This window comes from Tissierella pigra, assembly GCF_009695605.1.
Classification (GTDB): domain Bacteria; phylum Bacillota; class Clostridia; order Tissierellales; family Tissierellaceae; genus Tissierella; species Tissierella pigra.
In genome coordinates this window covers 12,079-36,266 of sequence record NZ_VUNQ01000035.1, presented here as the reverse complement: position 1 = coordinate 36,266, position 24,188 = coordinate 12,079, and the positions used below count along the sequence as shown (strand labels likewise).

Annotated in this window: 24 protein-coding genes and 1 riboswitch; of the genes, 4 read left to right on the top strand and 20 right to left on the bottom strand. The window is 29.9% G+C overall.

Annotated elements, in window-relative coordinates; genetic code table 11:
* Positions 1-457: 457 nt before the first annotated feature.
* The 11 genes from zupT to FYJ83_RS14000 all read right to left on the bottom strand — a co-directional run bounded on the left by zupT (position 458) and on the right by FYJ83_RS14000 (position 12,191).
* Positions 458-1,267 carry a zinc transporter ZupT gene (gene zupT / locus FYJ83_RS14050; protein ID WP_154441519.1) on the bottom strand — a complete coding sequence of 270 codons (810 nt, stop codon included), beginning with the start codon at positions 1,265-1,267 and terminating at the stop codon, positions 458-460.
* Positions 1,268-1,482: 215 nt separating this feature from the next.
* Positions 1,483-2,490, bottom strand: a complete 1,008-nt coding sequence (locus FYJ83_RS14045) for a proline racemase (protein WP_154441516.1) — start codon at positions 2,488-2,490, stop codon at positions 1,483-1,485.
* A gap of 49 nt (positions 2,491-2,539) precedes the next feature.
* Positions 2,540-3,259 (bottom strand): D-proline reductase (dithiol) protein PrdB, encoded by a 720-nt coding sequence (prdB, locus tag FYJ83_RS20325; RefSeq protein ID WP_154441514.1) that lies wholly within the window; start codon positions 3,257-3,259, stop codon positions 2,540-2,542.
* A 3-nt stretch (positions 3,260-3,262) separates the two neighbouring features.
* Positions 3,263-3,508, bottom strand: a complete 246-nt coding sequence (locus FYJ83_RS14035; protein WP_154441512.1) for a CBO2463/CBO2479 domain-containing protein — start codon at positions 3,506-3,508, stop codon at positions 3,263-3,265.
* Positions 3,509-3,526: 18 nt separating this feature from the next.
* Complete coding sequence (prdA, locus tag FYJ83_RS14030) at positions 3,527-5,575, bottom strand: D-proline reductase (dithiol) proprotein PrdA (RefSeq protein WP_154441510.1); 2,049 nt, start codon at positions 5,573-5,575, stop codon at positions 3,527-3,529.
* An 18-nt stretch (positions 5,576-5,593) separates the two neighbouring features.
* Positions 5,594-6,883, bottom strand: coding sequence for a proline reductase-associated electron transfer protein PrdC (gene prdC / locus FYJ83_RS14025; protein ID WP_154441508.1), 1,290 nt, complete (start codon positions 6,881-6,883; stop codon positions 5,594-5,596).
* Positions 6,884-7,286: 403 nt separating this feature from the next.
* Positions 7,287-8,678 (bottom strand): sigma 54-interacting transcriptional regulator, encoded by a 1,392-nt coding sequence (locus FYJ83_RS14020; RefSeq protein WP_154441506.1) that lies wholly within the window; start codon positions 8,676-8,678, stop codon positions 7,287-7,289.
* Between the two features lie 112 nt (positions 8,679-8,790).
* Positions 8,791-9,822 (bottom strand): ribosome small subunit-dependent GTPase A, encoded by a 1,032-nt coding sequence (rsgA, locus tag FYJ83_RS14015; RefSeq protein WP_154441504.1) that lies wholly within the window; start codon positions 9,820-9,822, stop codon positions 8,791-8,793.
* Between the two features lie 378 nt (positions 9,823-10,200).
* Positions 10,201-10,944, bottom strand: coding sequence for a hypothetical protein (locus FYJ83_RS14010; protein ID WP_154441502.1), 744 nt, complete (start codon positions 10,942-10,944; stop codon positions 10,201-10,203).
* Entirely contained in the window at positions 10,931-11,821 is an 891-nt protein-coding gene (locus FYJ83_RS14005) for an ATP-binding cassette domain-containing protein (protein ID WP_195838009.1), read from the bottom strand. The genes FYJ83_RS14010 and FYJ83_RS14005 overlap by 14 nt, the downstream gene beginning before the upstream one ends.
* 1 nt (position 11,822) lies before the next feature.
* Positions 11,823-12,191, bottom strand: a complete 369-nt coding sequence (locus tag FYJ83_RS14000; protein ID WP_229768600.1) for a GntR family transcriptional regulator — start codon at positions 12,189-12,191, stop codon at positions 11,823-11,825.
* Positions 12,192-12,399: 208 nt separating this feature from the next.
* On the opposite strand from FYJ83_RS14000, the gene FYJ83_RS13995 reads away from it, so the two are divergent.
* Together FYJ83_RS13995 and FYJ83_RS13990 are read left to right on the top strand one after the other, a co-directional pair.
* Entirely contained in the window at positions 12,400-12,819 is a 420-nt protein-coding gene (locus tag FYJ83_RS13995) for a Fur family transcriptional regulator (RefSeq protein ID WP_154441498.1), read from the top strand.
* Between the two features lie 47 nt (positions 12,820-12,866).
* A complete protein-coding gene (locus tag FYJ83_RS13990) occupies positions 12,867-13,361 on the top strand; it encodes a rubrerythrin family protein (RefSeq protein WP_154441496.1) in 495 nt (164 codons plus the stop codon).
* A gap of 108 nt (positions 13,362-13,469) precedes the next feature.
* Here FYJ83_RS13990 and thiW read toward each other — a convergent pair whose 3' ends face one another.
* The 3 genes from thiW to FYJ83_RS13975 form a co-directional block, all read right to left on the bottom strand.
* Positions 13,470-13,979 carry an energy coupling factor transporter S component ThiW gene (gene thiW / locus FYJ83_RS13985; RefSeq protein WP_216584669.1) on the bottom strand — a complete coding sequence of 170 codons (510 nt, stop codon included), beginning with the start codon at positions 13,977-13,979 and terminating at the stop codon, positions 13,470-13,472.
* A gap of 76 nt (positions 13,980-14,055) precedes the next feature.
* Positions 14,056-14,167: riboswitch (TPP riboswitch) on the bottom strand.
* Positions 14,168-14,289: 122 nt separating this feature from the next.
* Entirely contained in the window at positions 14,290-15,609 is a 1,320-nt protein-coding gene (locus FYJ83_RS13980; RefSeq protein WP_154441494.1) for a glutathionylspermidine synthase family protein, read from the bottom strand.
* Positions 15,609-16,910, bottom strand: a complete 1,302-nt coding sequence (locus tag FYJ83_RS13975; protein WP_154441492.1) for a glutamate--cysteine ligase — start codon at positions 16,908-16,910, stop codon at positions 15,609-15,611. The genes FYJ83_RS13980 and FYJ83_RS13975 overlap by 1 nt, the downstream gene beginning before the upstream one ends.
* Before the next feature lie 139 nt (positions 16,911-17,049).
* On the opposite strand from FYJ83_RS13975, the gene FYJ83_RS13970 reads away from it, so the two are divergent.
* Entirely contained in the window at positions 17,050-18,027 is a 978-nt protein-coding gene (locus tag FYJ83_RS13970) for a diaminopimelate dehydrogenase (RefSeq protein ID WP_154441490.1), read from the top strand.
* 41 nt (positions 18,028-18,068) lie between these two features.
* Here FYJ83_RS13970 and FYJ83_RS13965 read toward each other — a convergent pair whose 3' ends face one another.
* The 4 genes from FYJ83_RS13965 to FYJ83_RS13950 form a co-directional block, all read right to left on the bottom strand.
* Positions 18,069-18,575, bottom strand: a complete 507-nt coding sequence (locus tag FYJ83_RS13965) for a GNAT family N-acetyltransferase (protein ID WP_154441488.1) — start codon at positions 18,573-18,575, stop codon at positions 18,069-18,071.
* Between the two features lie 35 nt (positions 18,576-18,610).
* Positions 18,611-19,411 (bottom strand): J domain-containing protein, encoded by an 801-nt coding sequence (locus FYJ83_RS13960; RefSeq protein ID WP_154441486.1) that lies wholly within the window; start codon positions 19,409-19,411, stop codon positions 18,611-18,613.
* 31 nt (positions 19,412-19,442) lie between these two features.
* On the bottom strand, positions 19,443-19,835 hold the full coding sequence (locus FYJ83_RS13955; RefSeq protein ID WP_154441484.1) for a hypothetical protein: 393 nt from the start codon (positions 19,833-19,835) through the stop codon (positions 19,443-19,445).
* A 70-nt stretch (positions 19,836-19,905) separates the two neighbouring features.
* Entirely contained in the window at positions 19,906-20,787 is an 882-nt protein-coding gene (locus tag FYJ83_RS13950) for a LysR family transcriptional regulator (RefSeq protein ID WP_154441482.1), read from the bottom strand.
* A 97-nt stretch (positions 20,788-20,884) separates the two neighbouring features.
* On the opposite strand from FYJ83_RS13950, the gene FYJ83_RS13945 reads away from it, so the two are divergent.
* Positions 20,885-22,075: a coenzyme F420-0:L-glutamate ligase gene (locus tag FYJ83_RS13945; protein WP_154441480.1), complete on the top strand. Its 1,191-nt coding sequence runs from the start codon at positions 20,885-20,887 to the stop codon at positions 22,073-22,075.
* Positions 22,076-22,223: 148 nt separating this feature from the next.
* Here the strand turns inward: FYJ83_RS13945 and FYJ83_RS13940 are convergent, their stop codons facing one another.
* A complete protein-coding gene (locus FYJ83_RS13940; protein ID WP_154441478.1) occupies positions 22,224-22,751 on the bottom strand; it encodes a YcxB family protein in 528 nt (175 codons plus the stop codon).
* Between the two features lie 47 nt (positions 22,752-22,798).
* Positions 22,799-23,977: a hypothetical protein gene (locus FYJ83_RS13935; protein WP_154441476.1), complete on the bottom strand. Its 1,179-nt coding sequence runs from the start codon at positions 23,975-23,977 to the stop codon at positions 22,799-22,801.
* Positions 23,978-24,188: the final 211 nt, after the last annotated feature.

Sequence of the window (24,188 nt, the reverse complement as noted above, 5' to 3'; positions counted from 1 at the left end):
ATGTTTTCAAATATGCTTCTTTTAAAACCTGTTACTTACTGGTTTAATTTGTTGTGTTTAATTTTAAAACTAAATTTTAAATATTTATTTTATTTTACTACTTGACTTCTTATAGTTGGTCTTTCTTTGTCAAACTAATTTTAAATCTATCAAACTCCTGTTATTGATTAAAGTATTATTAGAAGATTTAATAGTTTGCATTGTTGTTATAGATAATTTAAATATCGATGGAAAATATTCATCTATGCAGATAATCTATTTACTCTTCTTTGCAAAATTCTTTATATTAGAATGATTTATGGTAACAGACATTATAGCAACAATATATATTTTCGAAAGAAATTTAAATAAAATTGGAAGCTTGATTTAAATTGAAAGATATAAAAAGTGCCAGAAGAGTTACTCTTCTGGCACTTTTTATAAAAGAGAAAAATATTTGTATACACATACTCATTATCTAGTGATGATGGAATATATTCAAGGCTATTGCCATAACTATCATTCCTGCTATGGCACCATATACAGAAATATGGTGGTCTTCATATCTTTGTGAAGATGGCAACAATTCGTCTAAGGATACGAATATCATAATACCTGCTATTACGGAAAATAGAATACCGAACAATGTGTCACTAAAGAATTTGGATAAAAGTAAATATCCAATAACAGCACCTAAGGGCTGACAAAGTCCTACAAATAAAGAATATAAGAATGCTTTATTTTTACTTCCTGTAGAATAATAAACTGGGACGGATATGGCTATACTTAAGGGTATATTATGTAGAATTATGGCTAAGGCTATGGGAATGGCCACAGATATATCCTTTAATCCAGTGGTAAACAAGGCTAATCCCTCTGGAAGATTATGTATGGCTATGGCTACAGCTGACATCAATCCTAGCTTAGATAAATGTTCTTCGTGCTCATCATGATGATTGTGAGCATGTGCATGATCATGACAATGACTATGCCCACCGAATAAATGAATTATCTTTTCTATAAGTGCAGTTACTAACATTCCGCTAAAGAATCCACCTAAGGCTATAAATTTTCCATGTTCTCCTAGACTATTTTCTATTAATTCTATTCCTTCTGGCAAAATTGACATAAAGGATACATAAATCATAATTCCTGCTGAAAAACTTAAAGATAATGCTAAGAATCTTTTATTGGTTTTGCTTACAAGAAAAGATAACAAACTACCTACTGCCATAGATAATCCTACTATTGTCGTAAGCCCAAGGGATAATAATGCTTCTCTTGTCATCTTTTTTTCCTCCATTGATTAAATATATAGTGATTATACCCATTATAACCATAAGTCCATTCATGGTTATAATTTATTTGACAAATAATGCCAGGAGACTGACTCTTTTGATTACACTTATAAAGAGTTAATCCCAACTGAAAAAATTGCAAACGTGAAACATAAACAAAATACTACCCTATAATAAACTTATTATAGGGTAGTATTTTATTATATTATTTTAGAAGAAAACCATATTTAACTGGATCATCTTCATCTATTACAAAGTGATTAAACCCTGTTATAAAAGAAGAACCTGTTATTTCTGGAATAATGGCTTTAAATTCTCCCACAGTAGTTTCTTCAAGAACTCTTCCTTTAAATTTGGTGTTTATAATGCTTTCATATACAAATGGCTCATTTAGTCCTAATTCACCTTTTGCATATAATGTAGCAAGTTTTGCACTTGTTCCTGTTCCGCAAGGAGACCTGTCCACTTGCCCTGTTCCAAATATAACTACATTTTGATAATCTGCATCTTCACTTTTAGGTTCTCCATAGACTTCAACTAAGTCTACAGTTTTTATATGCTTTTTAGTTGGATGCTCTATTTTTATTTCATTGTTTATTATTTCTCTTAGCTTCATTGCTCTTTCAGTTAATAAGTTTATATCCTTCATATCTATTTTTACACCTAATTCACTGTCTTTTACTATGGCAAAAAAGCTACCACCAAAGGAAATATCAAAGGTTACTTTACCTACTTCTGGCAATTCAACTTGAATATCTTCTTTGTACAAAAATGAAGGAACATTTACTACTGAAACCTCTTTAGCTTTTCCATTTTCTACTTTTACTTTAGCCTTAACTAATCCAGCTGGAGCTTCCAGTACTATATCAGTAGTAGGCTCAGTTACATTTACCATACCTGTTTCTACTGCAACTGTGGCTGTACCCATGGTTCCATGACCACACATATTTAAATATCCACCACTATCCATAAATATTATACCTAAATCTGCTTCTTCTAAAGTAGGTGTAGTTATAATTGCACCAAACATATCCTTATGTCCTCTTGGTTCGTGCATTAAGGCTGTCCTTATGTAATCTAAATTCTCTTCTAAGTATTCCTTTTTATCTGACATAGTTTTTCCCGGTATAACAGGCAGCCCACCAGTTACTATTCTAGTTGCCTCTCCCATAGTATGAGAATCTATAGCTTGTAAACTCTTTGAAAATTTCATTTTCTTCCCTCCTGGAGATTATGGTTAGAAAGGTTTAAAGGCAATGCCTTTAAACCTTTGCAATATATTCATATGGTAGTGGAACTATTTTACCAGGTGAATCTATTTCTATTAATTTTTGTAGAGATTCTTTACATATATTATACTGCATTTCTCTATCATTAGGTGCTCCTGCATTGGCTCCCATTGGTACCAATGGTGCAACTGCCCTTGGAGTACCATTTTGTCTTACTACTGGAGGAAGAGCAGCTATTATAATAGTTGGTATACCTGCTTCCTCAATCGCTCTCTGCACAATCACGGCAGAGCGGTGGCAAGTACCTCATCCAGCAGTTAACAGTACAGCATCTACACCTTCTTCTTTTAGAATTTTAGCGATTTCTGGACCTGTTTCATTTTTAAACTTCTCTTGATTTCCTCCTCCACCCATAAATCCTATATGGACTGGAGCTACTGATTTTATAACTCCATCCTTTGCAAGTTCATGTAATCTATCTATTGGAAACATGCAGTTAATATCCTTATTTACATCTCCATTATCATATCCACCATGGGATACCATTAGTTCCTTTGATGGAGTAGTGTCTTTAACTTCTCTAAAGGTAAAGTCTCCTGCTAAATTAAATCTTTCATCTGTCTTTTCATGAACACCAGCTGCTGTAACCAAAGCTATGGTCATATCCTTTAATTCCTTAGTTACAGGAGTCCATACTGGAGGTGGTGTAATTGGTACAAATATTTCTGACTGTAATCCTTTTATTACTGGCATACTTTAGACCTCCTCGTTCTTTTTACTTAAATTACTTACATATTTCTCATTAGGTTCTTCCCTTAAAACCTCTACATAACTCATGCTTAAACCTACTTCTTGCCCTACTTGTAAGGGATAGTCTGTAATTAACATTCTCATTGGGATTTTTAAAAATCCCATTCTGCCTTTAAAGTCTATACTTACAGCTCCATCACTTATTTCAACTATAATCCCTTCCATATATCTAGCATTGTCAATATATCTCATAATTTCACCTTATTTATATTAACTATATTTCTTTCTTCTCTTCTCACTCATAGGTAAAGAAGTTTCATTATCTGGTCTTGTAATTTTCTTATTTGTTGCCTTTTCTATTAATTGCAGATTATTCTCTTTTATGTCCTTGTTCCATTTTCTTTCAGGAGCTTTAACTTCTTCTCCTGCCATGGCTGCTTTTAACATTGCTAATATTCTAAGTCCATCATCATGAGTTAAAGTATTACAGGAAAGTATTTCGTTTTCAATTCCTGCCTCTGTTTTGTTAAGGTCTATCATATGAGTCATATACTGATTCCCAACTACTAAAGCACCTTGTACAGCACAGAAAGATGCTCCAACTACTGAGATTCCTCTCATACCTATTTGCTCAATATGACTAGCAAAGTCAATATGATTATTTCCAAAGCCTTCTGTAGTAACTACTGCACCATCAGCATCCATAGCCTCTACTGTCATACCTACTCTTTCTGATACATAGAATTTTTCAGAGTTAATTTGAGGACTTCCAACTAATACAACTCCACATAAATCAACTTCCTCATCTCTTAAGGCTTCTATTATAAGAGGCTCTCTGAAATAATGTCTTGAACACTCTTTTGTAGCAGGTCCTATACAAGTAAGTGCATGAATAGCTCCATCTAGTATTTCAAGCGGTGAACAAACTATTGGAACATTTCCAAGGTCAACATTAGGTTTAGCCCCTAATATTCCAACAGGTTCAACAGGAAGAATTAAATTATCGTGCATTGCTCCCTGCCCCATTATTTCCTTAACTATTACTATTTTTTTCTTGTCTGGTCGTCTCATTTGAACAAATTCCTCTTCATTTACTACTAAGGATTCATCTAAAGTCTTGAGTACCTCTCTTATTTCTTGAGTAATGAAATCAGAAGCCTTATGGGCTGCCAATGGTCCTGGTCTTTCCATATTTGTATTAGCTTTTATTGTAACTTCAGTTTTAATAAATATATCTCCTTTATCTGGAGCACCTGCTCTATTCCACATAATATTTTCTTCAAGAATTCCTTCTGATGAACCAAATTCACCTATTTGAACTCCATTTTCATCAGTACCAGTCACCATCATAATTACTCCATCAAGAACTCTAGTAAATCCTTGTCCAAGCTTATGTCCTTCTTCTTTAGTGGCTATTGGCTGAATATCCATTATTGTTTCAGAATAAGTATTATATTTATCAGGTGTGATTATTTCAACTTTAATATTCTTAACTAATTTATCTACCTTTACTGCATCTTCATGAATATTTTCTCTAATATATAAAGTTGTTCCTTCAATTTTAGTTTCTTCACCAAACTTTACTTCTGTTATATTGAAATGTCTTTTAACTAGTTTTCTAACCATTTTCTCAGGCTTTTTCTTAGGTTCTTCTACAACTATATCCTTTATAGTTTCTTTAGCCTCTACTACAGGTGTAGAAGATAGTCCAAATATTGGAACTTCAATATCTATGCCCTTACCTTCTGCAATTTTAATTTTAATTACTCCACCATTTCCAGTAGATATTGCTGGTGTAGATTGTTGAATATTAAATCCTTCTAGGACTTCCTTCGTTACTGGAGTTAAAGCAGGAGTATCCTTAGATAATTTCTTTCCTATGACTTCTCCCCTAGTAAGAACACTATCATCAAGTTTAATAAGCAATGAATCTTCTAGTTTTTCAAAGTTCATGGGATTCTCTAAGTCTTCTGCTGTTATTATATCTCCAACTTTCATATTGTTTTTAAATACTGCTTTTTCATTATCATTATCCAATTCTACGTTTTTAACTTCTGATTCTAAAGCCTTCATTCCCTCTAGTATCTCTGGAGTTAATGGTGTTAGTGAGTCTATGGTTTTTAATAGTTTTGCTCCTATGGCTTCTCCAATTTTCACTGATGTTTCTGGTATAGTCAACAAGCCAGAGTCTTCAAGGTCTGGAAATATTCCTGGATCTTCAAGGTTACTTGCTGATATTATAGTTCCAGCTTCAACTCTACAACATACTACTGCAACTTCATTTTTTAGTTTTTCTGCTAATTCAGCATTTATTGCCATTGTAATCCTCCTTAATCTTTATTCTTCCACTGGAAGTCTTCTAGATAATTCATGGTCTACTGTTCTAAATATATGGTCTGTATGGTGATATACTCCTACTCCCATTTTAGGTGCACAAGCCATTACAGTATTTGTACAATCACTACAATTAGATATTAGAACTCTTTTTGCTCCACTTTTCTTTAAATCCATTATACCTTGAACTTGTCCTGGACAATGTCCCGGTGTCAAGCATTTATTTATACCTCTTACTTCCACAAGATTTTTACACTTTGTAACAGCAACTACTTCTGATTTCATTTTTCCTGCTATATCTCTAAGTCTAGTCTCATCTGCACCACAAGCACATACAAGTAACCCTAAAGGTCCATCAAATTCTGGTAAAGGTATGGTAACAATAGCACCGCCTGATGTCTTTGTAACCACTGACTTTTCCATATCTCCTGGTTTTCCTGTATATGGACCACCAATTATTATTTCTCCAAAATCTCCATCAATTCCACCACATTGTTCTATAAGTTCATTTATTTCAGTACCTATGGGCATTTGGAAAAACACATTGGATTCTTTACCACTTTTAAGTTTTCCACCTATGGTAATGTCCTTATCTATTACAGGCTTTAAATCTTCAACAGCTCTTGTTAAATTTGCTAAAGTCTCACCATTCATTACTACACATTTTGCCTCTATTGGAAGTTGAGTAGGTTCTAACCAAGTACCAAATATTTCATAGATTATAGCTCTTTCTTCTCCCATTGGATACATATCCCTTAACTCTTTTACTTCTACGTCATCTTTATCTCCAATGGCATTTCTCAATGATTCTACGGCTTTTTTATTTTTTTCTTTTATTGCTATATATCCTTTAGGTGCCTTTGTAGCCTCCATGGCATATCTTACACCCTTTATAACTATTTCAGGATTTTCTTCTAAAAGTCTAATATTATGATTTAAAATAGGTTCACATTCCACACAGTTTGCAATAATATATCCATCTGGAATTTCAGATTGCAATTTTATATGAGTTGGAAAACCTGCTCCACCTGAGCCTACTATACCTGCCTCATAAGCAGTTTCTGCTATGGTATCACATTTCTTTATTTTCATATAATCTTTATTATCTAAATCTGCTCCTTCAATTTCTATATATTCCTCTGTTATCTTTACAACTTTTCCAGATACACTTGCATGTATTTTAGCACCAAGACCATTAGGCTCTCCTATACACTGACCTCTTTTTACTTCATCACCTATATTTACTATAGGCGTACAAGGAGCACCTATATGTTGCTTTAAAGGAATTATCATCTTCCTACCTCCTAATAGCAAATTATTATATATTGTTTATATATGCAATTATTATACCAACTTTATGAGACTTATAAGATTTTCCTTATTTGAATTACTATAACCAATATAAATCAGCGTCTTTCAACACTTTAATTATATAGCAATAATATTTAATTTTTCATTTCTATGTTAATATTTAAACATTTATAATCATGATTATAAACCTAAGACCTATTTATGTCAATAACCTGACATAAATAGGTCTTATACTTATTTTTTTATTATAGATAAATCTAATTATACTCTAATATTTATAGGCTTTATGGTTTAAAACTTTGATATTACTAGATTTCTGATTTAAAAATAGTAAATGTCAGTTTTTCATACATTCATGTCATTTATTTGACACTTCCCTATGATTTTAAAGGTATTTCGTTAAATTATATAAATTTAATTTATAATATAAGGTTGCTCTTTTTATATTTAGAAGTTCTGCTGCCTGTACCTTATTTCCATTGGTTTTTTCTAAAGCATTTATAATTATATTCTTTTCAAATTCCTCCACTGCTTCTTTAAAATCAAAGGGAATTTCTCTATCTAAATCTATAAAGGATGTTACATTTGTACTATTTATTATTTCTATTGGAATATCCTTAATTCCTATTTCATTATCTTGAGATAAAATAACTAGCCTTTCAATAGTGTTTTTCAGTTCTCTTATATTTCCTTTCCAATGATAATCAGTCAATATCTTCATTGCATCTGGAGTCATATATATATTATTTTTATTGTTTTTCTTTGAAAATTCCAGCAAGAAATCCTTTATAAGCTCTGGAATATCTTCTTTTCTTTCTCTAAGAGGTGGTATAGATATAGTTACCACATTTAGTCTATAATATAAATCTTCTCTAAATTCACCATTCTCCATTAACTTATGTAAATCTTTATTGGTTGCAGCTATTATCCTTACATCTACCTTTATAGGTTTACTGCTACCTACTCTATATACTATACCATCCTGTAAAACCCTTAAAAGTTTTGCCTGCATTAATAAAGGCATATCTCCTATTTCATCTAAAAATAAAGTTCCTCCATTTGCTAACTCAAATTTACCTGGTCTTCCTTTTTTATATGCCCCCGTAAATGCACCTTCTATATAACCAAATAATTCTGATTCCAATAAATTAGATGGTATTGCACTACAATTAACAGGAATAAAATCTCCTTTTCTTTCACTTTCCTCATGTATTGACCTAGAAAACACCTCTTTCCCAGTTCCACTTTCTCCAGTTATAAGTACACTGGCATCAGTCTTAGCCACTTGTTTAGCCACAGTCATTGCATCTACTAATGCCTTAGATTTCCCAATAATCTTACCAAAGAAATACTTATCTTGAGTTATTTCTTTCATCTGTTGCTTTAGGATTTCTACTTTTGTTTTTTCTCTATCTAATTCCATATATAAATTGGTTATTTCATTTAAGTCTCTATCTGTGGATACTGCTCCTATTAGCTCCCCTTTATATATAAGAGGCACAGCAGATAGGATTACATCTGTTTCTCCTTTTGGATTATGTTTTAGATTTTGAAATGTCTTTTTTTCCTTTAATGCCCTTAGAAGTATTGGATCTTTAAAGAATTTTTCAATACTTTGTCCTACAATTTCCTTAGCCTTTATACCATATAATTTCTCAGAACTGGCATTCCAAAATGTAACTATGCCAGATGTATTTATTACACATACTGCCTCATGAAGATTTCCTAGTATAAGCCTTAGTTGAAGTTCTATTTCTCCAATATAATGTTCAGTCAAATTTATCACCTACTTGGGTTATTATTATATATAATTTTATCACAAATAACTATAAAAAACGACTTTCACCTATTTCTTTATAAATAAAACCAGCTAAATAGCTGGCTTTACTTTATGACTTTTTCTTTAATAATCTTTCCTTCTTTTTAATATTCAATTGTTCCTTTTTTGCAGCATACTTAGCTTCTTTCTGAAGCTTTATATAGTTATCCCACCTATCATGACTAAGCTCTCCTGTTGCCAATGCTGATTTAATCCTACAGCCTGGCTCCTTATTGTGGCTGCAATCTTTAAATCTGCATAGTCTTCCTAGTTCCTCTATCTCTGAAAATGCAGTATCTAGTCCATCTTCAGTGTTCCAAAGTGAAAGTTCTCTCATTCCAGGAGTATCTATTATCATAGTTCCGTTTCTTAACATAATTAATTCCCTATGAGTTGTAGTATGCCTGCCTTTACTATCCTCTTCCCTAATATCATTGACTTTCATTATCTCTTCTCCAGATAGAGCATTTACTAAAGAAGATTTACCTACACCTGAAGATCCTAGAAATACTATGGTTTCTCTTGGCTTTAAATAATTTTTCAATTCATCTATGCCTTCTCCTGTTACTGAGCTTAGATAGAAAACTGGCACACCCATGGCAATATCATCTAATTGAAAAGCATATTCCTGAATATCATCAACTAAATCTGTTTTAGTCAAAATAATTGCTGGACTTGCTCCACTTTCCCATGCAATGGCAAGATACCTCTCAATTCTTTTTATATTAAAGTCATGATTTAAAGACGAAATTATAAATACATGGTCAAAATTTGCAGCAACCATCTGTTCCTTTTCATAATGTGAATCAAATCTGGAAAACTTACTTTTTCTATCTAATACATAGTAAATTATATCCTCTCCATAAGGGTTTGGTTTAACTAAAACAAAATCCCCTACAGCTGGGTATATAACATTTTTATCATTGTAAAATATAGAACCTTTAAGCCTTGCTCTCTTTTCTACATTTTCATAAATTATTGTGTATATTTCTTTATGCACTTGAGTTACTCTTGCTGGAATCAGACTATTATCTCCATTAATTGATTCTATTTGGTTTTTAAAGTAATCTGTAAATCCGTAATACTCTATATTATTTATCATTTAACTCCTCCAAATTAATTGATTTTCTTTTAGTTTCTATATTTTTAATGTTTAAACTTATATTCTTTTTCATAAAACACCACTCCTTTATTTTCTTAAAAATGGGCATAAAAATGCCGTAGACAAAACCACTTCTAGTTATCTACGGCAATATTATTTAATTATTAAATTCTTAGTAGATGTGAAAGGTTGATTTCTACGGCACAAGGTTTATTGCATAACAAAAAAACATAGTATTGACTATTTGTTCCTTGGCCCATATTTGATTTTATTGAAGTCTCACCATTATCATTATTATCATATCACATCAACTCCTTGCTATTTACATAACTCAAGTATATAGGGGAAAAATATCATTGTCAAGTATGTGACGTCTATTTATTTTTTAATACTAGCCTTTCTTATAAAAAAATATCCTATAGAATAGCAAATAGCAGCTAAAATTACTTCTAGTATGAAGACAGACCCTGCATTAAACACTGAATAAAACCATAAATACATATTTGAAAGCATTTTAATTGTCTTAATGGAAAAAGAAACTCCTGTTGAGTTTAATACCAATAAAAACACTACTCCAACTCCTATCCAAAGCTTATATCCAAATCTATATTGCAAGACTCCTAGAAGGTTAGAAATAGAAAGTAATGCTAGAAAGAATACTGACAAAGAAAGTATTATAAATAATATATTATCTGTAGATGTATTAAATATACCGAATTCTGTCATTAACTTATATCCTGAAGTTTTAAAGAAATATCCTTCAATAAGATGTAATCCGCCTTGAATAATTCCAAAGATTATAGCCACAAGCATATTATTTACTATGGCAGACCTATAAAAATCTTTTCTTGTAACTCCAAAACTAAGAGCTAGTGCAAAGTCTTCATAATACATAATAATCCCATATATTATTATAAAGATAAATATAGACATCATATTTGCACCTATAAATGAAATTGCCTCTCCACCCTTTGAATTAAGTCCATATATAATATTACTGTTATAGGATATAGACAATATACTGGACAGTAAATTAACTATTAATATAATTCCCCAAAATACGCCTATAGATTTTTTCAAATCACGATTTTGAAATTTAAATATCCTTTTAATTGAATCCATTTGAATTTTCCTCCTTAATCATATTTTCAGTAAGATATATAAATAGTTTCTGAAGTGGTATATTACTTATTTCAATATTATTATTTCTTATATATTTGAATTCTTCTTCAGTGAAATCTCCATATATACCTACTATATTAGTAGAGCCAAATTCTTCCTTGTGAATTACCTTTTTATTATCTGTAACTTGATCTATCACATCTTTACGACCAGATAGGAAGTAAGATTTTTCTTTAAGCTTACTTACTTCATCTTTTAATGCAACCTTTTCATTATTCAAAATGATTACCTCTTCAAACATATTGGCAACTTCGTCTATTAAGTGGGTTGATATGATTATTGTCCTTGGATTTTTTTCATAGTCTTCTAAAAGTAATTGATAAAACTTATATCTCATAGCCGCATCTAAACCTAATGTGGGTTCATCAAACATGGTAATCCTTGCTCTTGAAGCAAAACCTATAATTAATCCCACAATAGTTTTATTTCCTGTTGATAGCTTCATCAGTTTTTTCTTTGTATTTAAATTAAATTCCTTAATTAGATAATCTTTATATTCTTCATCCCAATTCTTATATATTATACTGGCCATTGCCAATACATCTTTTACCTTTCTTTCCTTAATAGACTCTGGAAAATCCTTGATTAAACATATATCACCCATAGCATGAGAGTTTTCAAAAATTTCTTCACCATCTAGATTTATCTCTCCACTATCTTTTAATGTTTGACCAGATATTAGATTTAATAATGTGGTCTTACCTACTCCATTTCTTCCAAGTAATCCATAAATCTTATTTTCCTCAATGTTTAAATCAATATCTGTAAGAACTTTAGATTTTCCATAGGACTTGTTTAATTTCTTTACCTCAATCACACTATTCCCCTCCTTTATATTCTTCAACAAATTCTGCAATTTCTTCTTTAGTTATTTCAAGCCTGTTGGCTTCTTCCATTATATTTGGTAATATTTCTTTAAAAAACAAACTTTGCCTCTTTTTAATTATCTTCTTCCTAGCACCTTCTGCTACAAACATACCAATACCTCTTTTCTTGTACAAAATCCCTTCATCAACTAAGATATTTAGTCCCTTTCCAGCAGTGGCTGGATTAATTTGATAAATCTTTGCAAATTGATTTGTAGAAGGCGATTGTTCTTCTTCATTTAGATGCCCCATTAAAATATCATTTTCTATTATTTCTGCTATTTGTATATAAATAGATTTATCTGAATTTAAATCTAACAACTGAACCCCTCCTTATTTATATGTTGATTGGTTAGTTAGTTATGTAACTAAGTATATATGTATTTTGAATTTTTGTCAATATCTTTTCTAAATATTATAAAATTCTTCTTGACATTATTTATCTTTACATTTATAATTAATTTGTAATCATTACAACTTAGTAATAATTATTGTTATATGGCATTATATATTTAAAGGATGTGAAAAGATGAATGAAACCTTTGAAGATTTAGTAAATGAGTTAAAGAATAAAAATATCCGTCTTTCTCACCAAAGGTTAAAGGTTTTAGAGTATCTAAACAATAATAGAACCCATCCAACTGTTGATGAGATTTTTAAAGATTTACAAAAGGAAATTCCCACATTATCAAAAACAACTATTTATAATACATTAAATGCCTTAGTAGACAGCGATTTAGTAAAAGTTTTAACTATAGAGGATAATGAAGCTCGTTATGATAGTACTACTAAAGATCATGGACATTTTAAATGTAGTTCTTGTAAAAAGATATTTGATTTTCAAATAGACTTCGATTCATTAGAAATAAAAGAATTGGATAATTTTAAAATCCATAATAAGGATATGTATTTTAAAGGACTATGTTCAAATTGTAGTAAAGTTAATTAGTTTAATATTTAAAAAAATATAAAATATAAAATTAGGGGGAAAAACAAATGGAAAACAACAAAACTATTAAAAATCTTATGGAAGCATTTGCTGGAGAATCTCAAGCAAATAGAAAGTACTTAGCGTATTCAGAAAAAGCTGAATCAGAAGGAAAAATAAATGCTGCAAAATTATTTAAGGCAGCAGCTGATGCTGAAACTATTCATGCTCTTAGACATTTCAAAGTAGCAGGTAATGTTGGAACAACTGCTGAAAACCTTGAAGATGGAGTAAATGGTGAAACTTTTGAATTTGAAACTATGTATCCACCTTTTGTAGAAATTGCTGAAGCTGAAGGTAATAAAGCAGCAGTACAAACATTTACTTATGCCATGGAAGCTGAAAGAGTTCATGCAAAATTATATCAAGAAGCTTTAGATAATCTAGACAGCGAAGAAGAAGTTTTCTACTATCTATGTCCTGTTTGTGGAAACATTGAAAAATTCGTACCAGAAAAATGTAGTATTTGTAATGTAGCTGGTTCAAAATTTATTAAATATTAATATAAGCTAATTTTAAATTAATCAAAAAGACAGAGAAAATCCTCTGTCTTTTTATTATTTAACTTTAAAAAAAATTAAAGCATAATTCCTATATTTGTTAATGGCTTTTCATTTCAAATCATCTATATTAGTAATATAAACCTTCAAAACATTGGTTTTGGCAATCAATTTCAGTAAAAAATATCCACTAATTCCGCCAACTAAAGAACTTAGAATAAATGGACCTACAAAAAATATTAATGTACTCTCTTTTCCCAAAAAGTACTTGGCTATAGAGTAAGAAACTACTGCACCAATTATACCAGTTCCAACTACTTCACCTATAATGGCATAGATTGACTTATTAGTGTTTCTATACAATATTCCAGCTAAAAATGCCCCAATCATACTACCAGGAAATGCTAGTAAGGAACCAGTACCTAATAGATTTCTTATTAATGAAATAAGAAAAGCAACTGCAATTCCATACCAAGGTCCAAATAATACTGCCATTATTACGTTTATCACATGTTGTACAGGAAATACCTTTGCGATTCCTAAAGGAATATAAATAATATTGGAACTTACCACTCCAATTCCTATTAGTAAAGAAGATAGGGTTAGCTTTCTCAAATTCACGATATCACCTCCTTATAGAAAACAAAAAAAGCACAAATCCATGTAGGACTTGCGCTGAATTAAACATATAAATAAATGCTAAATCTTTACACTTCCCTACGCTAGTATTACCCAGATCAGGTTAAGGGATTAAAGACTTTATAGGGTCTTTTTCTCAGCTAGCCTTTCTAGCACTCCCAGTGAATAATTTTTATTTAGTTTTCAAATATATGAAAATAATATCACAATTAAATTTAATAATCAATTTAAACCTTATTTTTTATAAAAGTAACCCTTTATACTGAAAAAACAATATAATAAGATTTCTTTCCTATTTCACCAATATATTTGGTAATGTATAATAGTCTGTAAGTCCAGATATTATATTATTTTTTCCTATTCTAGTATAAATACCTGCAAATTTTTCCTTATACATAAAAAGTCCAACTATAGATCTAAACTCCTCTACTTTTATCTCATTATCTTCAAATAAAATATGTTCTCTAGTGAAAGGTGTAAAGAATTCTTGATATAAATAATCTTTATTAAAGGAGTCATCTAGTCTTTTCTTCCACTCATCTTGTGTTAAATCTCTGCCTGCATATACGCCTTGGGAAGCATTTAAATCTAAAGGTTTCATTATATATTTATCTTTATTGTTCAAGACTTCATTATAGACCTTATTATCTCCCTTAAATAGTCCAGTAACAGGTATATGATTCTTCACAAATTTTCTTTCTTCCTCTGATAAAAATTCCAGTGTATCTTCATCATGTAATATCTTAAATATTATTTTATTGTGTACTACTTGAGACCTGATGGATCCTATGGAACAAAATGCCTTATTTTTATATGCCTCAATAAAATCTGGTATTTCATTAGCCTTTTCTATTAGCTCAAAGGTTACAATTCTTCTATATACCATATCTATTTTAAAGTCTTCAAAATATAATCCTCCATCTCTATACTTTAAATCTCTAGGATCTGCAATTATAGTATTATATCCCTTTTTTATAAATGCAGCCTTAAAAACTTCAAACTCTTTAGATGTACCAGATTCAGTAAAATCTACTATGGCTATATTAGGTTTTTCTATTTTGTTATTCCATTGTCTAAATATACTAACACTATCGTCTACCCATCTATCTATTAATTCAAATAAAGATAAATTATATTCTTTAGAAAAATCCTTTAAAGCCTCTGTTTGAAGTAATATTTCCCCTATGGTATTATCTTCATTCATTGCAGAAGAACCATCCGTATTTAGCTCACAAAATTTGAAATTATCTTCATCTTTATAGAATAGATCAAATCTTCCTATGGGAACATTTATATCATATCCATTATCTACTAAAATCAGCTCTTCTAAAAGAGGACTGAATTCAAACTTTTGTCTGAACCCCTTAGACTCTAAGTATCTTTTAGTCACTTTATTAGTTATGGAAATAAGAGTATCACCAATCTTTGTGAAGTTTTCTATATCTTTTTCAGTATAAAACATAGGGTGATAAAGAAATGGTACTGGCTTTCCTTTATATATTGCTGTAGAATTTGCTACCTTTTCTAGTGTTAATCTATAGTCCTTTTCATATTTTCCCATATCAGATTTAATTAGTTCTATATAATCATCATTTACTTCTTTCCAGTTCATTAAATCACCTCAATATTATTATTCAGTAAACACCAATTTAAAGCTGCTTTCTTTCCTAACTCAGATTTTTCTTCTGTGATTCCATAGGGGTTCGTTTCTGATATAATCATTCCTTCAAGGGGTAGTAAGTATTTAGCCTCTTCCTTATCTAAACCTTGTTGTGCCAATTCTACCAACCATTTACCTATTTCCAATACAGTTTTATCATTTAACCTACCTTTTAGTCCATTTTCCATAATATCCTCTTTTGATTTATTTACATCATGGATAGTTATATACTTAATATAATCATATACTTTATTTAAATTTTCTTCATCATAGAATATCCCCTTTATTAAAGCCACTGCTGCAAAACTTAATGGATATGGAACTGAGTCCATCATTCTAATTTCAATAAACCCTTTAGTTCGTACATCTGGGAAAAACATAGTCAATAAATGTTCCAACTCTTCTTTCTTATAGTTTTCTGGATCAAAAATTTCTTTTACTTTTCTTTCACCAGTTGGTATTACTTCATTGTCTTTTATTATAAGTATAGGGGGACTATTAAGTATATATTCGGCATATTTTTTATATCCATAATCATTATCTAAAGCATGCTGTACTACTCCTGATCTATCATTATCACAATTATTCCATATATCAGTTCTCAAATTATATTTATTCCACTTTTCTCCTTCAAAATAAAATCCATTATCAAATAGAGCATATAATACTGGAGACAATCCATTGGCTACTCTAAACTTTCTTCTATAATCTTCCTCCGACTTATAGTCTATGGCTATTTGTAATGCCCCTGTGCCTTTCATCATATTATGAGCATATTTTCCCTTGGTTTTAAAATAGTTAAACATAATATCATATCTTTCCTTTGGCAAAAGCTTTATATCATCTATTTTAGTTTCTGGATGATATGATACTGCCATTAGCCCTTGATTTTTTTTATGAAGTATTGGAACTATTTCATTTAAAAATCCTAGATACTCTCTTTCAAGTTCTTTTATATTTACTTTAGCTTCTATACTAAGTTCAAATTGACTTCCTGGTTCTAAAGTTATAGTCTTATTTCCTTTTTTTAGTCCAAGAATGTATTCTCCTTCATAACTTCCCGTCCAACCACCTTTTTCAAGTTCATGTAACGTTTCACCTATACCATTTTCACCATAATAGGAGATAGTCCTTAAAGAATCTTTATCTACTATAAAATGTTCAAATTCAACTCCAATTTTAAAGTCCTCTATATTTTTTTCTCCATTTATAAAATATTTAACTATTTCTTGTATTTGTCTAGCATAATCCATTTATTTCTCTCCCTTAGGTCCTATATATTATTCTCTTCAACTATTAATACCCAATTATTCTAATTCTAATAATATGCTAATACTATTATAATATCCATCAATAAATGATATAATTATAATATCAAACTGGAGGTGTAATATGAATAAGAAAATTAAAATTGGTATCGTAGGTTATGGGAATTTAGGTAAGGGTGCTGAATTAGCCGTTAAAGAAAATGCTGATATGGAGCTAGTAGCCATATTTACAAGACGAAAACCTGATTTATTAAATACAAATACTAATGTAGTACATATTTCTAATATATTGGATTTTAAAGATAAAATTGATGTAATGATACTATGTGGTGGTTCTCTAATGGACCTTGATGAACAAGGACCCATGATAGCAGAAAATTTTAATACTGTAGATAGTTTTGATAATCATGGAAGAATTCCTGAATACTTTGAAAAAATCAATAATATAGCATCTAAAAATAAAAATTTAAGTCTTATATCAGTTGGATGGGACCCTGGGCTATTTTCTCTCAATAGATTATTAGGTCAATGTGTTTTACCAAATGGGAAAGATTATACTTTTTGGGGAGAGGGCTTGAGCCAAGGTCATTCAGACGCAATTAGAAGAGTAAATGGTGTAAAATATGGAGTACAATATACTGTACCTGTTAAAGAAGCTCTAGAAAAAGTAAGAAATTGTGAGATTTTAGATACTCCAATCTGTAGTAGACATAAAAGGATATGCTATGTAGTGTGTGAAGATAATGAAGATAAAGATAGAATAGAAAAAGAAATAAAGACTATGCCAAATTACTTTGCTGAATATGACACAACTGTATTCTTTATATCAGAGGAAGAATTCAACAAAAATCATAATGAAATGCCCCATGGAGGATTTGTCATTAGGGCTGGAAATACAGGACTAGAACACAAACAAAAAATGGAGTTTAACCTTACTCTTGATAGTAACCCAGAATTCACTTCGTCTGTGCTGGTAGCTTATGCTAGGGCAGTTTATAAGATGACCTTAGAAGGAAAAATTGGTGCTATTACTATATTTGATATTCCTTTAGGATACTTATCTCATAAATCAATGGAAGAATTACGAAAAGAATTACTATAGAGGATTAATCTTTTGATTAATCCTCTTAACTTTATCCAATGCTAATCTATATGCAGCTTATAAACATTTGACTCATATACTATATCTAGTTTGGGCTGTCTAAAACTACCTTTATGGTCTATATACATTCCACATTTCTCCATAACCTTACCTGATGCAGTATTTTCTATGGCACAACTTGCAATAAAATCTTTAATTCCTGAACTATATCCAAATTCAATAACTGATTTTACAATTTCAGTTGCATAACCTTTATTCCAATGCTCTTGCCTAATTGAATACCCGAATCCCCACTCATCATTTCTATCTGTAGGACCAAAACAGCAAGTTCCAATAATTTCATCAGTATCTTTTAAAATCGCAACTGTTAAATATCCATTTCTATCGTCTGTATCAAATATGGACACAATTTCATCTTGTGATTCAACAGGATCACTCATATATCTTTCATTTTCACTATTACTCCATATCTCCCAAACATCTTTAGAATCATCCATCATCATATCACGCAGTATTAGTCTTTCACTAATAATATTATTTGGTAACATATTTATCCTCCTTATTTAAAGATAATAGGATTATCCTAATTTCCCCTTATATTTTTATATCTTTCTATATTATCATCACTTAAAAATTCATAGGCATTATTTATTTGCTGAAATACCACAGTAGCATCTGGCGATTTATTTAAATCTGGATGATATTCTTTTGCCTTTTTTCTATAGGCAAGTTTTATTTGGTATTTATCTGAATCATAGGAAACTCCTAATAAATCACAGCTCTTTTCATATTTACTTTTAAATTCAATATTGGGATTTACATAACTATTTCCATATTCTGTATTCTGATAATTACCACCGTAACTACTGTAACCACCATACCCACTACTTCCCCTTTGGGCATTTTGATATTCAGCCCATTTTCTGAATCTCTCTTCCCACTCCCTTTGTTGCTCTGCTTGTCTTTGTTGTTGTTCTCTTCTTCTTTTTTCTTCTTCTATTCTTCTATACTTACTGCCATATTCATTAAATGTACCGAATTCTGCTTTTTTACCTTTTATAAGATTATCTGCATGGTCAAATAAATATTCTGTTACCATATACTTTATATATTTCAAATAAGATATAAACTTTGTTCCTAAAATTGGAAATATGAGGAGAAATACAATTCCAAAAAGAGTAAGAGGGTTGAGTAGCAAAGCAGGTCCTAATATCATAATCAATAAACATCCACCCATGGATATAATACCTAATACTCCTCTTCCAACACTTATTACAATTCTCACAATAAACTCTACAACTCCAATAAAAACATCAAATACTACAGAAACTATTTTAGCAATAATATATAAAATATTACCCCATGTCTTTTTTAATATATTCATATAATATTAAACCTCTCTTTATTAAAAGATTCTATGTCCTTTGTTCAAACTTTTCCTTGCATTTCGGACAAGTAACCATGATTTTTCCTTTTTTCTTTGGAACTCTTAAATTTGTACCACAATTTGAACATTTAATATACTTATGGGTTTTGAAATCCTTTGCTTTTCTCTCAGTCCTTTTAAACCATGAATAAATAGGACTCATAAAGGTTGTAAATTTATAGTTCTCCATTCTACGCTTATTTATATCTTTAGAAAATGTCCTGTATATACTTATAACCAATGGAATATATCCAATATAAATTAATACAGGGATATTGGCAAATCTAGCTACTAAAGTCAAGAATAAAGCTAAAAATGTCAATACTACTGAAAGTTGATCTCCACCATATCTACCAGTCATAAACTTATTTAACCATTTCATATACATTACTCCTTATCTATACTTTGTTATATTTTACTATTAATACATTAACTTTGCAACATAACTAGTTTCATTTAACTAAATACTCTACAAACTTTTTAGATGCTGGAGAAAGAGAGACTCCTGTCAATGAACAAATCCCTATACTTCTTTTTGGAATGTTTGGGGCAAGATTAATTTCATATAGGATTCCCTGTGTTAAATAATCCTCTGAAAACTCCTTAACTACACAGGCTAAACCTAAACCTATTTGTGCAAATTCAAGAAGTAAGTCATGAGAACCTAGTTCGATTTCTGGGTTTATTCTTATTCCTTTTGAAAAAAGATATTCCTCTACATATTGTCTTGACCTAGACCTATTATCTAAAAATATTAAAGGATATTTTAAAAGTTCATCATATGTCATGGGTTTTAAAGCCAAATCTTTGTATTTTTCTCCACCTATAAATATATCATGGATATCTTTGCATTTTCTTATAGATAATGATTTATCCTCTATTGGTAAATTGCATATTCCAATATCTATTTCACCTGATTTTATTAAATTTCTAAGGTCATCTGTAGTACGATTAATTATTTTTAGTTTAATTTTAGGATAATCTTTATAAAAACTCTCTAAATATGGTAATAAATAATATCTAGAGATTGTATCACTAACTCCTATCTTTAATTCCCCTTCATTTAAATTTCTTGATTCTTTTATTTTTTTTTCCCCAGTATCTAATAAGCTAATTGCTGAATTCGTATATTCAAATAGAATCTTTCCCTCATTGGTAAGTATTACTCCCTTTGGAATTCTGGTAAAAAGTCTTACTTTTAATTCTTCTTCTAGTTGTGCTATAGATTGACTTACAGCAGGTTGTGTCATATATAATTCTTTAGCAGCCTTTGAAAAGCTTCCACATTCAGCTACTTTATCAAATACTTTATAAAGCTCTAATCTAATAGACATATAACCACTCCTTATGCCTATTATATCATATACCTATTTTACTTATACCTGAAAATATTATATATTAAAATTGTAGGATATGAAAGGAGCGATATAAATGGAAAGAGTAGTAGGAACTGTTATTAGAGGTTTAAGAACACCCATTATTAAAGAAGGAGATAATATCATCGACATAGCAGTGGACTCTGTAATCAAAGCTTCCAAAATAGAAAATTTTACAATTCAAGATAAAGATATAATTGCCATAACAGAATCTCTCGTTGCTCGTGCTCAAGGAAATTATGCCCATATTGATGATATTGCAGAAGATATTAAGGAGAAATTTGGAGATAAAACCATTGGTGTAATATTCCCTATTTTAAGTCGTAATCGTTTTGCCACCATATTAAGAGGCATTGCTAAAGGAGTAAATAAAATAGTACTAATGTTAAGCTACCCCTCAGATGAGGTTGGAAATCATTTAGTAGATATAGACACATTTGATATGACTGGAGTAAATCCTTGGACAGATGTATTAAGTGAAAAAGAATTTAGAAAACATTTTGGCTATACTTTACACCCTTTTACTAATGTAGATTACATCGAATATTATAAATCCATAATTGCTGAATATGAAACTGATTGTGAAATAATTTTCTCCAACAATCCAAAAACTATTTTAGATTATACTAAAAATGTAATTGTATGTGATATTCATACTAGATTTAGAACTAAAAGATTGTTAAAGGAAAATGGAGGAGAAAACATTTATGGACTTGATGATATTTTAACTTCATCTATAAATGGCAGTGGATATAATGAAAAATATGGTTTACTTGGCTCCAATAAATCAACAGAAAACAAAATAAAATTATTCCCTAGGGATTGTCAGCCTGTTGTAGATAAAATCCAAGAATCCATCAAAGAAAAAACAGGTAAAACCGTTGAAGTAATGATTTATGGAGATGGTGCCTTTAAAGACCCTGTAGGAAAAATTTGGGAATTGGCAGACCCTGTAGTTTCTCCTGCTTATACTTCTGGCTTAGAAGGAACTCCTTCAGAAGTAAAATTAAAATATTTAGCAGATGATAAATTTGCCGATTTACAAGGAGATGAATTAAAATCAGCCATATCTAAGTATATTGAAAGTAAAGAATCCTCTTTTACTGAAGGTATGGATTCTCTAGGAACTACTCCTAGAAGACTTACTGATTTAATAGGCTCCCTTTCAGATTTAACCTCTGGTAGTGGAGACAAGGGAACTCCTATAGTTTATATCCAAGGATATTTTGATAAATATATAAAATAGGTCAAAAAGACAGAGGATATTTATCTTCCTCTGTCTTTCTTATATTCAGTTACATTTATATTGTAAAACACTTTATTTTTGTAATAATATTAAATTAATTAGATTGTCTACTTTGGAAGTATCATATCATCTTATATCCTCTTTATTTTTAGATCTTCTTATACTTATTTCCCATTTGTTTTTCATATAGATTTCTCAACTTTTTAATAGCTTCTTCATCCATATCCTTCTTTCTTATTAAAGATGCCTGATTCATATTAAAATAGTTTATGAAATAGTCCTTCGACTCAAGTACCTGATAAAATTGGTCATATTTAATTTTAGATTGACCTTCAATTGCTGTATTTTTTACAATTAAAAAATCATCATGAAAATCTAATATATCTTGAGAGTCAAATACTCCTGTATTATCAGTTTTTATTCTTTGTTTAGTTCTCCTTTCAACCTTAAAAATCATTGTGCTAAAGGAAACTAATGCAAGTAGAATCCAAAGCATAAAAAACCTTATTATATTAAATTCCCTATCATCAAAGGCAAGTAATGCAGCCATTAAAGCAGCTAATATAATTATAAAAGGAATTATTACTTTGTTCCTTCGAAATGTTGCCACATATAAAAATTTATGATAATCTTCTTTTGTCATACGAGTTTTCACTGTAAATAATTTGTTAGCCATGTCTTCCCCCTAACTTTTCTATCATTTTATCTCAATATATAAAATCTTTATAATATCTTACTGATTACATGGATATAAAATATTAATAATAGTAAGTCTAAAAACAAAGTCACATAAATAAATCTTTTTATTATGTTTTTCTTAGTCAATCCAATAATTGCAAGGATCAATGAAATTATAAAGAATGTAAAATGAAGATATAAAGATATTTTTGTACCCAAAGGAGTAAGAACCATTGGCATCCATAGAATACTAATGATTGCAGATATCATAGATAATATTGGCAGTTTTTCACTTCTCAATTTTATATAGGATTCGCCTATGACTTTAACAAGATTATCAATATCTCCAGCTATTATTTCTTTTTCAGTAAAAGCATATGATTCATTTGTTATGTCTTCAACCTTAATAATGTATTCCTTATGATTTATATTTAAAAGCTTTACATCCTTTATATTTACAATACTTTTAAATGTATTTCCTTTAATTTCAAAACTCTCATTATCTAATCTTTCAATTGAGCATATTAAAGGATTTCTTAAGCTTTTCATTCTATAATCAATATAATATCCAACCCAAGACATTATGGCTAAAAATATCAAAGTAATACCAGCCAATGGTTTGCTATCTATTAACATTATTGAAATAAAAAGACAAACACCTGAAAGAAGTATATTAAAATAAATTCTCTTAGAATATTTAATATATCTAATTACTTCTTTTTTAGGACTCAGTTTAAATGCTACTATGGCATTTTCAAAGCTTTCCTCTGCTTTGTCCTTTGGTTTATAACTCTCATATCTATACTTTAATTCTTTTATAAATCCTATATGCTTGTCCTCTAAATCATATGGTATTTCAAATGTCCTTAATGTCGCTTCTGATTTTCTATTCATCTTAATTATTAGACCATGGCTATTTTCCTTTATCTTTTTTATATCTCTAAAAGGAAATATTAATTGTTGATTCTTTACTTTAACTATTAGCTCATCTTCTCCAATTATAAAATCTAAGGATATAATTTTCTGCTTACTTAGTAATGATTTAATTATGAATATTAAATATAAGATAAAATAGGAAATACCTAATAAAAAAATAAATTTAAGGGGTTTTACTAGATATCCTATAACTAAAAATATAACTGCAATTAAAGTCTTATAGTCTATAAGCAAACCTAGATTTCTTCTTATTATTTCTTTTTTAGTTATCCTGCAGTTATACTCCATAATCATCCCCCATATATTTACTTTTAATTTTATAAAAAAGTTTGAGCATAATAACTTGTTAATATATTTAATCTCTAATATGTAATTCTCCCATCTTCTTAGATGGGAGATGGATAACATCAACTTAGTAAATACCCGATGTATTTAATAAGTTATGCCAATATAGAAGTTCTTATATTGTATTCAAGGTCAGTTCCACCTTTAGAGCCTA